General features: G+C 68.1%; 12 protein-coding genes. 3 read left to right on the top strand and 9 right to left on the bottom strand.

The window, feature by feature from the left end:
• Positions 1 to 14 precede the first annotated feature (14 nt).
• The gene (locus ILT46_RS08665) at positions 15 to 2,747 is read left to right on the top strand and encodes a carboxypeptidase regulatory-like domain-containing protein (RefSeq protein WP_199504244.1); all 2,733 of its coding nucleotides are present in this window, start codon (positions 15 to 17) and stop codon (positions 2,745 to 2,747) included.
• Between the two features lie 2 nt (positions 2,748 to 2,749).
• Here ILT46_RS08665 and ILT46_RS08670 read toward each other — a convergent pair whose 3' ends face one another.
• Entirely contained in the window at positions 2,750 to 3,535 is a 786-nt protein-coding gene (locus tag ILT46_RS08670) for a glycine zipper 2TM domain-containing protein (protein WP_199504245.1), read from the bottom strand.
• A 114-nt stretch (positions 3,536 to 3,649) separates the two neighbouring features.
• Positions 3,650 to 4,135: a GAF domain-containing protein gene (locus ILT46_RS08675; protein ID WP_199504246.1), complete on the bottom strand. Its 486-nt coding sequence runs from the start codon at positions 4,133 to 4,135 to the stop codon at positions 3,650 to 3,652.
• Positions 4,136 to 4,196: 61 nt separating this feature from the next.
• On the opposite strand from ILT46_RS08675, the gene ILT46_RS08680 reads away from it, so the two are divergent.
• A complete protein-coding gene (locus ILT46_RS08680) occupies positions 4,197 to 5,648 on the top strand; it encodes a PQQ-dependent sugar dehydrogenase (RefSeq protein WP_199504247.1) in 1,452 nt (483 codons plus the stop codon).
• Between the two features lie 3 nt (positions 5,649 to 5,651).
• Here the strand turns inward: ILT46_RS08680 and ILT46_RS08685 are convergent, their stop codons facing one another.
• A complete protein-coding gene (locus tag ILT46_RS08685) occupies positions 5,652 to 6,473 on the bottom strand; it encodes a DUF815 domain-containing protein (RefSeq protein ID WP_199504248.1) in 822 nt (273 codons plus the stop codon).
• A complete protein-coding gene (locus tag ILT46_RS08690) occupies positions 6,473 to 8,272 on the bottom strand; it encodes an acyl-CoA dehydrogenase (RefSeq protein ID WP_199504249.1) in 1,800 nt (599 codons plus the stop codon). The genes ILT46_RS08685 and ILT46_RS08690 overlap by 1 nt, the downstream gene beginning before the upstream one ends.
• On the opposite strand from ILT46_RS08690, the gene ILT46_RS08695 reads away from it, so the two are divergent.
• Positions 8,271 to 9,212, top strand: coding sequence for an L-threonylcarbamoyladenylate synthase (locus tag ILT46_RS08695; protein ID WP_199504250.1), 942 nt, complete (start codon positions 8,271 to 8,273; stop codon positions 9,210 to 9,212). The two genes, ILT46_RS08690 and ILT46_RS08695, sit on opposite strands and share 2 nt — an antisense overlap.
• A gap of 4 nt (positions 9,213 to 9,216) precedes the next feature.
• Here ILT46_RS08695 and ILT46_RS08700 read toward each other — a convergent pair whose 3' ends face one another.
• The 5 genes from ILT46_RS08700 to ILT46_RS08720 all read right to left on the bottom strand — a co-directional run bounded on the left by ILT46_RS08700 (position 9,217) and on the right by ILT46_RS08720 (position 13,678).
• Positions 9,217 to 9,552 carry a hypothetical protein gene (locus ILT46_RS08700; RefSeq protein WP_233397127.1) on the bottom strand — a complete coding sequence of 112 codons (336 nt, stop codon included), beginning with the start codon at positions 9,550 to 9,552 and terminating at the stop codon, positions 9,217 to 9,219.
• Positions 9,553 to 9,622: 70 nt separating this feature from the next.
• Positions 9,623 to 10,156 (bottom strand): CarD family transcriptional regulator, encoded by a 534-nt coding sequence (locus ILT46_RS08705; protein ID WP_199504251.1) that lies wholly within the window; start codon positions 10,154 to 10,156, stop codon positions 9,623 to 9,625.
• A 284-nt stretch (positions 10,157 to 10,440) separates the two neighbouring features.
• Positions 10,441 to 10,779, bottom strand: a complete 339-nt coding sequence (gene fdxA, locus ILT46_RS08710) for a ferredoxin FdxA (protein WP_199504252.1) — start codon at positions 10,777 to 10,779, stop codon at positions 10,441 to 10,443.
• Positions 10,776 to 11,060, bottom strand: coding sequence for a S4 domain-containing protein (locus ILT46_RS08715; RefSeq protein ID WP_233397128.1), 285 nt, complete (start codon positions 11,058 to 11,060; stop codon positions 10,776 to 10,778). Before ILT46_RS08715 ends, fdxA begins: the two co-directional genes overlap by 4 nt.
• A 35-nt stretch (positions 11,061 to 11,095) precedes the next feature.
• Positions 11,096 to 13,678 carry a helicase-related protein gene (locus tag ILT46_RS08720; protein WP_370592392.1) on the bottom strand — a complete coding sequence of 861 codons (2,583 nt, stop codon included), beginning with the start codon at positions 13,676 to 13,678 and terminating at the stop codon, positions 11,096 to 11,098.
• Positions 13,679 to 13,766 lie beyond the last annotated feature (88 nt).

Raw genomic sequence — 13,766 nt, forward strand, 5'->3', positions numbered from 1 at the left:
TTCGAGCTCGCTCTGTGCGCTTACCCGGAACAGCCAGGGCCGCCGCGCTTGCCACGCTGGCGGCCATAGCCGTGTGCGGTGCGCTGCCGGCCTACGCGCAGGACGCGCCCGGGGGCTGGCAGCCGAATGAAGACGATTTCATGATGTTCACGCTCGATGCCCAGCGGCACCGGCTGAGCGATGATATTCGTGGATACGTCACACCCGACGGCACTTGTCTCGATCTTGTTGACGTCGTGCAGTCACTCGATCTGGCCGTGCGTATCGATGCGAAGTCGCGCCGCGCAACCGGATGGCTGTTCGATGAGGCGCGCACCATCTCGATTGACCGCGATTCAACTACGGTACAAATCATGAACAATCGCGAGTCGCCCGACGCCAGCCGGATTTATGACAGCCCCGAGGGTTGGTGCGTCGACAGTTCCGCGCTCGCCCGCTGGCTCGGCGTGCGTCTGACCGTCGATCGGTTCAATGCCGCGATTCGGCTCGATAGCGACAAGCCGCTGCCTTTCGTCGAAGCGCTCGAGCGGCGCCAGCGCGGCGAGCAATTGGCGCGCCGCCGCCCGCAGAACTTCGATCTGGCGCAATTTCCGCAAGCCGAAATGGAATACCGCCTGTGGCGTACGCCGATGGTCGATATGACCCTGCAGATAGGCGTGCAGACGCGCGCTGGCGGGAATGCAAGAATGACTGCGCGCGGCGAAAGCTTCGCTGCCGGCGAGTTGGGCAGGATCAGCTATGAGAGCCGCATCGCGACCGACGGGGCGTTCAAGCCAGCCTCCGTCCGCTTCACCGCCTTTCGCCGCGATCCGGCGGCCAAGCTGCTGGGGCCGCTGCAGGCGACCGAGGCGTTGATCGGCGATGTCCAGAGCGAAGGCGGGCGGCTGGTGGCGCAAGGCGGCATGGGGCGCGGCCTGTTCGTCTCGAACCGCCCGCTTGGCGTAACCGGCAACTTCTCGACAACCGACCTGCGTGGCACCTTGCCGGCGGGGTGGGACGCGGAACTGTATCGCAACGGCCAGTTGCTCGCCTTTCAGGCCGATCGCGGCGATGGACGCTATGACTTCAGCCAGGTCGAACTGGCAGTCGGCCGCAATGATTTCGAAGTCGTTCTTTATGGTCCGCAAGGCCAGGTGCGCCGCGAACAGAGCGCGGTCACGCTGGGCCAGGGGGCGCTGCCAGCGGGGCGGCTCCATTATTGGCTGGGCGCGTTGCAGCATGACCGCGACCTGTTCTCGCTGACCCGGCAAGACAGCGTTGACAACGCCGATGCACGGCATTGGCGCGGCGGCGCCGGAGTGGCCTATGGGATCGACAGGTGGACCAGTATAGCGATCTCAGCCCACAGCCTGCGCCACGCTGGCGAGCGACGCCAATATGTCGAAACTCGGCTGTGGCGGAGTCTGGGCGGGTTCGAGGCCGAACTCGCCGCAGCGCACGAACTCGGCGGCGGGGGCATGGCCCAGGCGGCACTGGTCGGGCGGCTGGGCGGCGTCAATGTGGCCTTCGATGGCGCGGCGCGATTGGGCAATTTCGTATCCGAGATGGTCCAGCCCGATCTCGCCTATCGCTATACGCTTCGCGCCGATGCTTCGGTGCGTCTCGGTGGTTTTGGCCTTCCGGTGCAGGCCGCCTATGGCCGGGTCCATCGGCGCGTCGGATCAAGCTATGCCGAATGGTTGGTGGCGAGCTCGCTCGCCGCGCGCGGTGTCGCCGTCCGCGCCGAGCTGGCACGCCGCGCCCGTAGCCCGGCACTCGCCGACCCGCAGCTTGAGACAAAAGCCCAAGTCCTTGTAAATACCCGGATAAGGGGCGTCAGATTGCGCGGCAGCGCGACCTATAATCTTGATGGCCGGGACAGGGGGTTCGACACCGCGCGGGTTGCTGCGGGCATCGATGTGGGCGACCGTGGCGATCTCGAAGCCGGATTCGAATACGATCTGCGCGCCGGGCAGCGCCGGTTCGAGCTTGGCTATGCCCATCGGTTTGACCGCTTCGCCCTGCGGGCTGACGCCAGCCATTCAGGCCGGGGTCAGGTGGGGTTACAGCTCGGCATCGCGTTCAGTTTTGCCCGCGATCCGCTCGGAGGAGGGGTGCGATTCTCGAGCGAGCGGCTGGCGCGCTACGGCCATGCTGAAGTGACCGTTTTCCGCGACGACAACGGCGACGGCCGCCGCTCGTTCGATGAGGAATTGCTGCCCGATGTAAGGGTCGAGGCGGGCCTGCGCAGCGACGACACGATCACCAATGCCGAGGGCCGTGCCGTGCTTGACCAGTTGCGCCCCAATGTTCCGGTTCTGGTGGGCATCGATCAGTCGTCTCTGCCTGATGCCTATCTCGCGCCGGCCGGGCCCGGCGTGGTCATCACCCCCCGTGCCGGCACAGTAGGGGCCATCATCCTGCCGGTTCTGCCATCCGGAGAGGTTGAGGGAATGCTTGTCGCGGCAGCAGGCGGCGGACAGGCCGGCGTGGAACTGGAGCTGGTCGGTGCGAGTGGCGCGGTGGTCGCGAAGACCTTGAGCGAATTTGACGGCTTCTTCCTGTTCCAGCGTGTCCCCTATGGTCGGTACTCTCTGCGGGTGGCCGAGGCGTCAGCGCGCCAACTCGATGTGCGGCAGGCGACCGCGGTTCAGGTGGAGGTTGGCCGCGCGCTCGATGTCGTGCGGCTCGGTCCGGTTCGCCTGGAACGTGACGTGCGGGCGATTGCCGATGCGGGCGGTGCGCCCGCCACCGGCGCGGCGCATTAGGTTTAGCGGCCGAGCGGGATCCGCTTGTCACCCGTCCGCCGCGCGGGGGCGCGCGGTGCAGGCGCCGCGCGGCGCGGCACAACCCGCTGGCGCGGTGCGGCGGCGGGCGCTTCGTCGATCCACTCGTCGACCGGCTCCTCGCGAATGACAGCGTGCTGGTTCACCGGTATCATCACCGGAACATAATGCATCGGGCGCCCGGCGGGCCCGCGCGCCTCCCAATCGGCAAGATAGCGTTCGCAATCGTCGATCCGGCCATCGCGGCGGGCTGTGTGGCTGGTAATGGCCGCCCCCGCCACCCCGCCCAGAGCTGCGCCGACGGCCGTGCCCAGCAGCCGGTCGCCGTCAGCCATGCGGTTGCCGACAAGGCCGCCCACGCCGGCGCCGATCAGCGCCCCGAGAACACCGCTGCGATCGCGCCCGCGGCGGTCGAGAAAGCGCGCCCGGCATTCCGCCAGCCAGGCATCGCGCTGGGCAGGATAGGCCGACTGCATCGCCTCGCCCGTCGCCTGCGCGTAGGCCGCATCATAGCTTGGCATTCCGGGGTAGAGCACGTCCGCGCCCGGCGGCGGATAGGTTTGGGTATAAGCCTGAGGATAGACAGGTGGATAGGGTGTCGACGGAGCTGCCGGCAGATAGACTGCGTCCGGCGCGTCGCCCTGCCATCCGGCGGGCGTTGCATAGGTGTAATCGGCCCCGGTCCTTTCGGGTGTCGGCATGTCCTGCGCGGATGCCATGCCGGGCATGGCAAGGATGACGAAAAGCGACAGGGCAAGGCGGTTCGGCATGGCTGATCCCCACAAGCGCCGCATCGGCGCCGGTTAACCGCCAGCTAACACGCCAAACGACAGCAGGGAAACGCCTTCGGGCGCGCTGTCCCGAATCGGTGCGGACGCCGCGCCTCAGGCGATGCGCGGCGCGAGCAGCGCGGCCAGCGCCTCGATACCGCGCGCATCCTCATCGTCGAAGCGGGCAGGTTCCGGACTGTCGAGGTCGATCACCGCGAGCAGGCGTTCTTCGTGCACCACCGGAACGACCAGCTCGGATCGGCTCGCCGCGTCGCAGGCAATATGGCCGGGAAAGGCGTGGACGTCCGCCACCAACTGCGTCCGGCGCTCGGCGGCGGCGGTGCCGCAGACGCCCGTGCCGAGCGCGATGCGGATGCAGGCCGGGCGGCCCATGAAGGGGCCCAGCACCAGTTCCGGGCCAATCAGCCGGTAGAACCCCGCCCAATTGAGTGCCGGCAGATATTCGGCGAGCAGCGCCGAAACATTCGCCATATTCGCCACCGGATCGCACTCGCCCGTGGTCAGCGCATCGGCGGCGGCGAGGAGATCGGCGTAGAGCGCCGGCTTGTCCTGCGCATGGTCGGGACGAAAGTCGAACATGGCGGCCGCTCTAGCCCGCTCGCCGGTTGCCGCAAGGGGCGCAGCGGTTTAATATCGGTAGATGCGCAAATGGCTGATCGCTCTTCTCGCCCTCGTCGCCCTCGTCGCGGTGGCGGCCGTCTTACTCCTGCGCGGGCAGACCGCCGAGCTGCCGCTGGCCGAGGTCACCGGGACCGAGCCGACCATCGCCGAGCCGAGCCCGGAGAAGTTTCCAACGGTCAAGGTCGCGCGGCCCGTGGGCTGGGGCGCCAGCGAGGTGCCGCAAGCGGCCGCGGGGCTGGCGGTCACCCGCTTTGCCAGCGGGCTCGATCATCCACGGGTGATCTACACCCTGCCCAATGGCGACGTGCTCGTGACGCTGACCAATCGCCCGCCGGGCAGCGGGCCCAAGGGGATCGCCGGCCTTGTCGCCAAGCTGCTGTTCGCCCGCGCGGGGGCCGATGTGCCATCGCCCGACCAGCTGGTGCTGCTGCGCGACAGCAATGGCGACGGGGCGGCCGATCAGCGCCATGTGTTGCGGACCGAATTGTCCTCGCCTTCGGGCATCGCCTGGCATGACGGGACGCTCTATCTGGCCAATCATGACGCGCTGCTGGCGTTTCCCTACGCGCTCGGCGCCAACCGGCTGGATGGTGCGCCGCGCAAGCTGATGGACCTGCCGCCGGGCGGCAATCACTGGATGCGCAATATCGCGCTGAACCCCGAAGGCACGCGGATCTATGTCGCGGTCGGCTCGGCCTCCAACATTGCCGAAAACGGGATCGAAGCCGAACAGGGCCGCGCGCGGATCTGGGAATATAATCTAGAAACGCGCCGCCAGCGGCCCTTCGCCACCGGCCTGCGCAATGCGAACGGGCTCGACTTCAACCCGTGGAGCGGCGAATTGTGGACCACGGTCAACGAGCGCGACCAGCTCGGCTCCGACCTGGTGCCCGATTATTTGACCAATGTGCCGGTGGGCGCGCAATATGGCTGGCCGTGGCTTTACTGGGGCGAGAATGTCGATCGCCGGGTCAAGGCGCCGATGCCGGCCTATCTGGTGGAATATTCGCGCACCCCTGAATATGCGCTGGGTCCGCACGTCGCGGCGCTGGGTCTCGCCTTCACCAAAGGCGGGCATCTGATGGGCGACCGCTTCGCCAGCGGGGCATTTATCGCCCGCCACGGATCGTGGAACCGCAAGCCGGCCGCAGGCTATGATGTCGTCTATGTCGCCTTTGACGAACGCGGTAATCCCACCGGCACGCCGGTTCCGGTGCTGTCGGGCTTCCTCAAGGATAATGGCGATACGCGCGGCCGGCCGACCTGGGTTGCCTGGGCGGGTGATGGGGCGCTGCTGGTGAGCGACGACACCGCCGGGATTATCTGGCGCGTAGCAGCACCGGGCGCGCAACCGGGCGCGGCGATCGAACGGCGTGCGACGCGAGCCCTGCCACCACGGCCCGAATTGTCCGGCGATCCGCGCGCGACATTTGGCGAAGCGGATTATGCGCGCCGCCAGCCCGCGCAATAGGCGCTATAGCGCGCGGCCGGCGCGGCCCGCCAGTTCGGTGACGTAGTGATAAGCCACCCGGCCCGAGCGCGCCCCGCGCCGCTTGGCCCATTCAAGCGCATCTGCGGCGGTGAAGGCCAGCCCGGCCGGCCCGGCATAGGCCGCGACCATCGCGAGGTAATCTTGCTGACTCGCCGCGTGAAAGCCCAGCGACAGGCCGAACCGGTCCGCCAGCGCCAGCCGATCGTCGATTGCATCGCGCGGATTGAGCGGATCGTCCTGCTCTGCCGCCTGCCGGGCGAGGATGGCGCGGTGGTTAGCAGTCACCGCCAGCCGGACATGGGCCGGCCGCGCCTCGACCCCGCCCTCGAGCCAGCTTCGCAGATGGCGGGGGCCGACATCGTCGCCCTCGGCAAAGCCGAGATCGTCGATGAAGACGAGGAACCGCCGCCCCGTCACCTCGTGCAGGCTGGCAAACAGATCGGGCAGCGCCGCCAGCGCATCGGTTGCCACCTGCACCAGCGCCAGCGCAGCCGGATCGGGCGCCTGCGCAGCGCGCACGGACGCGCGCACGAGCGCCGATTTGCCCATTCCCCGCGCGCCCCACAGGAGAATATCGTGGGCGGCATGGCCTTGCGCCAACCGGCGGGCATTCTCGGCGACAGCCGCTTTCTGCACGTCGAGCCCGCAGAGCTGATCGAGCATCGGCGCCTCGATCGAGGGAACCGCGCGCGGGCCTGTGCCCGTCCACAGATAGGCCGGCGCGCCAAGCCAGTCGGCGGGCGGGGGCGGGGCGATCCCGGCCATCCGCTCGAGCGCGGCAGCGATCCGCGCCAGCGGGTCCATCAGGGCAGCTGGTCTGCCGTCAGGCTATAGAGCAGGCCGGCACCCGCCACGGCCGAATCGTGCAGCCCGCGCGCTTCGGGGACGATGCGGTCGAGGAAGAACCGCGCTGTCACCGGCTTGCTCGCTGCAAGCGCGGGGGCAGCGCCATCCTCAACCGCGCGCATCTGGCGCAGCATCTGCCACCCGGCTACCGCGACGGCGGCCATGGTGCAAAACGGGACGGAACCCGCCAGCCGGTCCTCCACCGCCGCACCGCGCATCCAGCGGGCGATTTCGCTGCAATCAGTGGCCAGCGCGGCCAGCGCCTTTTCGCTGCCCACCGCCTCGCGCGCGACATCGGCGAGCAGATCCAGCAGCACTTCGCCGCCATCCAGTTCAAGTTTACGGGTCACCAGATCGGCCGCCTGGATGCCGTTGGTCCCCTCATAGATCGGCGCAATGCGCGAATCGCGCCAATGCTGCGCCGCGCCGGTTTCCTCGATGAACCCCATCCCGCCATGCACCTGGATACCCAAACTGGCGACCTCGACCCCGATATCAGTGCCCCACGCCTTCAGCAGCGGGACGAGCACCTCGGCGCGGCGCGCCGCCGCTTCGTCGCCCAGCGCGCCGCGATCGACCTGACCCGCGGTATAATAGAGCAGCGCGCGCACCGCTTCGGTCAGCGCCTTCATGCGGATGATCGTGCGGCGGACATCGGGATGCTCGATGATGGCCACCGGCGTGCGGTCGGCCGCGCCCGCCCTGGCCCCCTGCACGCGCTCGCGCGCATAGGACAGCGCCTGCTGCGTCGCGCGCTCCGCAATCTGGACGCCCTGATTGCCGACATTGATCCGCGCCGAGTTCATCATCGTGAACATCGCTTTCAGCCCGCCATTGGGCACGCCGACCATTTCGCCGATGCACTCGCCGCCGCTGGCCCCGTCGCCGAACATCATCACGCAGGTGGGCGAGGCATTGATCCCCAGCTTGTGTTCGAGGCTGACGCAGCGCAGATCGTTGCGCGGGCCCGGCTGGCCATCGGCGCCGACGAGATATTTTGGCACCACGAACAGCGAAATCCCCCGACTGCCGGCCGGCGCGTCGGGCAGGCGCGCCAGCACCAGATGGATGATGTTGCGCGACAGCTCGTGCTCGCCCCAGGTGATGAAGATCTTCTGCCCGGCGATGCGATATTTGCCGGCGTGTTCACCCTCGGTGATCGGGGTGGCGGTCGCTCGCAAGGCGCCCAGATCGCTGCCCGCCTGCGGCTCGGTCAGGTTCATCGTCCCCGACCATTCGCCGCTCACCAGTTTGGGTAAATAACGCGCCTTCTGCTCGGACGAGCCGTGATGGTCGAGCGCATCGATCGCCCCGACCGACAGGATCGGCAGCAGGGTGAAGGCCATGTTCGCCGCGCCGAGATTTTCGAGCACGTTGCAGGCAAGCGTAAAGGGCAGGCCCTGCCCGCCAAATTCCGCCGGCCCGGAAATCGCGTTCCAGCCCTGCTCGATGAAATGCTGATACGCCGCCTCGAACCCGTCGGGCAGGCGGACCACGCCGTTTTCGAGCCGCGCCCCTTCAACATCGCCCACGCGATTGAGCGGCGCGAATTCGCCGGCGGCAAACTGGCCGACGCCTTCGACGATTGCTTCGACCAGATCCGGCTCGGCGGCGGAAAAGCGGTCGCTGGCGGCGATCTCGGCGATTCCGGCGTTGACGGTGATGGCGAGCAATTGGTCAGCTGAGGGCGGGGCGTAAGGCGTCACCGGCAAAATCCTTGGGCTTGAGCGATGCTTCCACCTATAGCGCGCCGCCATGAGCGGCAAGAACGCTACGGAACGGTTGACGGCCGATGCGGCAGGGCTCGCGCGCGCGGCCGAGCTGCTGCGCGCCGGTGCGCTGGTCGCACTGCCGACTGAGACCGTCTACGGCCTTGCTGCGAGGGCAGACGATGCGGCGGCGGTGGCTGCGATCTATGCGGCGAAGGGCCGGCCATCGTTCAACCCGCTGATCGTCCATGTTGCGGACGTTGCCGCCGCCGAGCGGCTGGCGCGACTGGACGAGCGGTCGCGGGCGCTGGCGGCGCGGTTCTGGCCGGGACCGCTGACCATGGTGCTGCCGCTGCGCGATGATGCCGGCCTGGCGGGCGCCGTTACGGCCGGGTTGCCGACAGTCGCGCTGCGCTGCCCGGCACATCCGGTGATGCGGCAGGTGCTGGCGCAGGTTGCGCTGCCGCTGGCGGCGCCCTCGGCCAATCGCAGCGGCTTTGTCAGCCCGACCACCGCCGATCATGTGGCGGCCACGCTCGACGGGCGGATTGCGGCGATTGTCGATGGCGGGCCGTGCGCGGACGGGGTGGAATCCACCATCGTCGCCTTGCGGGCCGACGGCGCGTGGTCGCTGCTGCGCCCGGGCCCCATTGCGCATACCGAGCTCGCGGTGCTGCTCGGGCCGGGGGAGACAGGCTCTACCGGGATCGAGGCGCCGGGGCAGCTAACCAGCCATTACGCGCCGGGCAAGCCGATGCGGCTGGGTGCGCTGCGGGCTGAGGAGGGCGAATTTCTGATCGGCTTCGGCAATGTTACCGGCGAGGTGACGCTGTCGGCCACCGGCGACCTCGCGGAAGCTGCGGCGCGCCTCTATGCCTGCCTGCATCTCGCCGCCGAGGCACCGCAGGCGCGGATTGCGGTAGCGCCCGTGCCCGATAGCGGTCTCGGCGCGGCGATCAACGACCGGCTGCGCCGCGCTGCCGCCTGACGGCTTAACGGGGCTGTTCGGGCTCGACCGGAATCGAGGGGATCAGTCGCTGCATTTCGGCATAGGTGCTGCTGGCACGTTCGCAAGCGCGGCGGTCGCCATCCTGGCAGTCGCGCATCTCGCGCTGATATTGGCGCTCGAACTGCGCCAGCCGCTCCTCGCGCTGGCGGATTTCGCGCCCGCGCTTCTGATCGGCCTCGGACTGGCTGGTGGTGGCAAGGTCAACCGCGCGCCCGGCCACCTTGACCGGCAGCGTGGCCACATCGAGCACGGTGCTGGCGATGCAGCCTTGCAGCATCACTGCGCCAGCCACGGCTAACAGGGCAGAATATGCACGCATTACCTGCTCCTTTCGCCGGTCTGGCTAGGTGCGCCCGCGTTGCGCGCGACTGAACGCCGGCGCCAAACGCTCAGGCTTCTTCGCTGGTCTCGTAATATTGCGGCGCGTGGGTCCGCAGCACGTCGAGGATCTTGCCGAGCGCGGCCGGCTCGTCGGTCTTTTCCATCGCCGCCAGTTCACGCGCGAGCCGGCTCGATGCGGCTTCGAAGATCTGCCGTTCGGAGTAGGATTGCTCGGGCTGGTCTTCGGGGCGGAACAGGTCGCGCGTCACCTCGGCAATCGACACCAGGTCGCCCGAATTGATCTTCGCTTCATATTCCTGCGCCCGCCGGCTCCACATGGTCCGCTTGACCTTGGGCTTGCCCTTCAGCGTTTCCATCGCCTCTTTCAGCGTCTTGTCGCTCGACAGCTTGCGCATCCCGATCGATTCGACCTTGTTGGTCGGCACCCGCAGCGTCATCCGTTCCTTCTCGAACCGCAGCACATACAGTTCGAGCTTCATCCCGGCGATTTCCTGCTCCTGCAGTTCGATCACGCGGCCGACGCCGTGCTTGGGGTAAACGACATAATCGCCGACATCGAAGGCGGGGGCATTGCTGGCCATTCACGCATTCCTTGCTGGGCGGGCGCTCCCCCCGATGCGGCAGTCAGCCTGTCCGCTACCGCACCTGGTGGAAGGGCGGACGGTCATTCCGATGCTGCTGTCAGGGAAGTGGTGCCGGCCTTTCCGTTCCTGGGACGGGCGCAGAAACACACTGCACCGGTCCGCTTGTGCGGCACCATAGCAGAAAAGGTGGCACTTTGCCACCCAGCACGCCGCAACGGGCCAAGCGTCTGATTATCTATAATAATTCGGCAATGCGTCGCAGCCCGAAGGCGGTCTGCGAATCAGTCGCCCTCACCCGGTTCGGGCGAGAAGTACTTCTCGAACTTGGCTTCTTCGCCCTTGTGCTCGTCCGCGTCGACGGGCGGTTCCTTGCTCTGGGTGATGTTGGGCCATTCGGCCGAGAATTTGGCGTTCAATTCAAGCCATTGTTCCAGCCCGCTTTCGGTATCGGGCAGGATCGCTTCGGCCGGGCATTCGGGTTCGCACACGCCGCAATCGATGCATTCGCTGGGGTTGATGACGAGCATATTGTCGCCTTCATAGAAGCAATCGACCGGGCAGACCTCGACGCAATCGGTGTATTTGCATTTGATGCAGGCGTCGGTGACGACATAGGTCATGGCACGGTATCCCTTGGGCTCGCCGGTGTTTGTCCGGCTGCTAGGGCGCTTTGCCCGCCGGGGTCAAGCTCCCGATAATGGCTGCGCGCTTCGGCCGGGGGGCCGCGCCTGGAGGGCAGCGTGTCGAGCGCGATCACTCGCACCCGCGCGCCCAGCGGCAGGGTGAGGACATCGCCCGCGCACACCGGTTCGCTAGCGCGCAGCACCCGCCGGCCGTTGCGGCGCAGATGCCCGCTGGCGATCAGCGCCTGCGCCTGGCTGCGCGTCTTGACGAAGCGCAACAGGCACAGCGCCCGGTCGATCCTTATGCCGCCGCTCAGCGTAATGCGAGCCCGGCAAGCGCGGCAAAGGCGCTGCCTTCGCGCACGGCCACTTGCGACCGCGGCGGCGCGGCCTTGCGTGCCGGGCGCCAGTCCCACCGGTCGGGGGCAGGCGGGCCGAAGGCGCCGGTGGGCAAGGCCCGCCCACGCTGCACCCGGAAACCCGCCGCGCCGAGCAGCCGGTGGAAATTGTCCGCCGTCAGCCCGGTCGAGACCGCCAGCGCCGGGTCGATCGCAAACCGGTTGCGCTCCTTGCCGGTCGGGTTGGCTTTCGCCCGCGCCTCGAACGCGGCGCGCAGCAGCTTTTCGGCAATATCGACCCGCACGTGCTGATCGCCCGCCGGGCGATAGCCGGCCGGGACCTTGCCCTTGGCCGGGGCCACGCTGGGCATCGCGGCGACCAGCGGCCGGCGATCCGCGCCGAGCGCGTGCAGCAGGCTGCGCGGCGCAGGTTTGAGTAAGGCCGGCGCAAACACGTCGAGCGCGCCGAAGGTGACGCCAATGCGCCGCAGATAGGGCCGCATCTCCTTGGGCAGGCGGGCGATCCCGGCCTGCTCGCGCGTGACGGTGCCGTGGCCGGCAATCAGCGCCAGGAGCAGTGCCCGCGCCTCGCTACCAGCCGCCGGATCGCGCGTCGCCGCGCGCAGAGCGGTGAGCGGGGCCAGCGGCTTGAGCTGCTCGGCCAGCCACGAATCCAGCGCAGCGATGAACTGCGCGCGTGCTGGTTCTGGCACGGCACCGAGTTCGCGCGCGGGCGCAAGGCGCGGCGCGGCTGGATCGTCGCCTGTGAGGCTGGCCAGCGCAAATGCCGACCCTTCTGCGCCGTCTGGCCGCCAGACAAGTGACCCGCGGTCGATGGCGACGCCAGCAAACCCCCCCGCCGCCAGCGCGTCGGCGCGCTCGGCCAGCAGGCGCGGCAGTGCCTTTTCGCCCGCCGCCAGCAGCATCCGCCGATCCTCGTGATTGGCGCGGTGGTCGACCACGAAGCGGAAGCCTTCGATCCGGCCGATCGCCTCGTCCTCAACCGCCACCGTGCCGTCATCGGCAAGATTGACCGGCAGCAGCGCCGCGTCCTGTCCCATGCTCTTCATCAGGATCGAAGTCCTCCGGTTGACGAACCGCTCGGTCAGCCGCGCATGGAGCGCGTCGGACAGGCGGGCCTCGGCGCTGCGGGCGCGCGCTGCCATCTCGTCGCGCGCCAGCACCCAGTCGGGGCGCTGGCAGATATAGGCCCAGGAACGGATCGCCGCTATCCTGCCTTGCAGCGTATCGATATCCCCCTGCACGTGATCGAGTTCGGCAATCCGCGCCGCAACATAATCCGCGCCGAGATAGCCGCCGCGCAGATCCTCCCACAGGCGGGCAACAAAGCGTGCGTGCATTTCGGCGCCCTGCTGGCGAAAATCGGGCAGCGAACAGGCTTCCCAGAACCGGCGCACACTTGCCGACCCGCGAATGTCGCGGGCCAGCGGTTCCTCCGCCAGCCGTTTCAGCACTGCGAGGTCGATCGCTTCGGGTGCGAGCAGCAGTTCGGGCTCGCCCGGCTTTTCTTCCAGATCGCCAATCAGCGCCGCCACGCTGTCCAAGCGCGGCTCGGGATTACGCCAGTAGAAACGGGTCAGCGGGGCGAAGCGGTGTTCCTCGATCGCGTAGATTTCTTCCTCGGTGAATTCGGGCGCGCTGCCGCCATGACGGCTATTGCTACCATCGCCGCCGCCCGCACCACCGCCGAGCGTGCCGAAGGTGCCGTCTTTTTGATGCCGTCCTGCGCGCCCGGCGATCTGGGCCATTTCGGCAGGCGTCAGCCGCCGCTGGCGCTGCCCGTCGAACTTTGTCAGCCCGGCAAAGGCGACATGGCCGACATCGAGGTTGAGCCCCATGCCGATGGCGTCGGTGGCGACGATGTAATCGACCTCGCCCGACTGGAACAACCCGACCTGGCGGTTGCGGGTTGCCGGGCTTAGCCCGCCCATGACAACCGCCGCGCCGCCGCGAAACCGGCGCAGCATTTCAGCGGTGGCATAGACCTGCTCGGTCGAGAAGGCGACGATCGCGCTCCGTGGTGGCAGGCGCGACAGCTTGCGCGGGCCGAGATAGCTGAGCGTAGAGAAGCGCGGGCGCGAGATGATCTCGGCGTCGGGCAGCAGCTGGCGCACAAGTGGTTCGAGCGTGGCGGAGCCGAGCAGCATGGTCTCCTCCCGCCCGCGCGCGTGCAACAGCCGGTCGGTGAAGATATGGCCGCGCTCGCGGTCAGCGGCGAGCTGCGCCTCGTCCAGCGCGACGAAAGCGGGCGCCTGGGTCAGCCCCGGCGCGTCCTTCTGCCCCCAGATCACAGGCATCGCTTCAGCGGTGCAGAGGAAATAGCGCGCCTCAGGCGGTTCTATCCGTTCTTCGCCGGTAATCAACGCCACCGCGCGCTCGCCCTTGATCGCGACCACCCGGTCATAGACCTCGCGTGCCAGCAGCCGCAGCGGGAAGCCCATCGCCCCGCTCGAATGCGCGCACATCCGCTCGATCGCCAGATGCGTCTTGCCGGTATTGGTGGGGCCGAGCACGGCCTTCAGAGCGCCCTTCGTCACGCCGCATAGGTGGCATCGCACGGGGGCCGGGGCAATGGCGGCCAGCGCGCTTTTAAGTCCGTTTTAACCGCGCTCTGGCACGGTTGGA

The sequence above is a fragment of the Qipengyuania sp. YIM B01966 genome (assembly GCF_016461955.1).
Taxonomy (GTDB): domain Bacteria; phylum Pseudomonadota; class Alphaproteobacteria; order Sphingomonadales; family Sphingomonadaceae; genus QFOP01.

Bases quoted from the DNA above. Each gene is read 5' to 3' on its own strand.
- ILT46_RS08690 (WP_199504249.1), bottom strand. From the start codon at position 8,272: ATGGCGGCGCGCTATAGGTGGAAGCATCGCTCAAGCCCAAGGATTTTG.
- ILT46_RS08705 (WP_199504251.1), bottom strand. From the start codon at position 10,156: ATGGCCAGCAATGCCCCCGCCTTCGATGTCGGCGATTATGTCGTTTAC.
- ILT46_RS08700 (WP_233397127.1), bottom strand. From the start codon at position 9,552: ATGCGTGCATATTCTGCCCTGTTAGCCGTGGCTGGCGCAGTGATGCTG.
- fdxA (WP_199504252.1), bottom strand. From the start codon at position 10,779: ATGACCTATGTCGTCACCGACGCCTGCATCAAATGCAAATACACCGAT.
- ILT46_RS08675 (WP_199504246.1), bottom strand. From the start codon at position 4,135: ATGTTCGACTTTCGTCCCGACCATGCGCAGGACAAGCCGGCGCTCTAC.
- ILT46_RS08670 (WP_199504245.1), bottom strand. From the start codon at position 3,535: ATGCCGAACCGCCTTGCCCTGTCGCTTTTCGTCATCCTTGCCATGCCC.
- ILT46_RS08685 (WP_199504248.1), bottom strand. From the start codon at position 6,473: ATGGACCCGCTGGCGCGGATCGCTGCCGCGCTCGAGCGGATGGCCGGG.
- ILT46_RS08695 (WP_199504250.1), top strand. From the start codon at position 8,271: ATGAGCGGCAAGAACGCTACGGAACGGTTGACGGCCGATGCGGCAGGG.
- ILT46_RS08680 (WP_199504247.1), top strand. From the start codon at position 4,197: ATGCGCAAATGGCTGATCGCTCTTCTCGCCCTCGTCGCCCTCGTCGCG.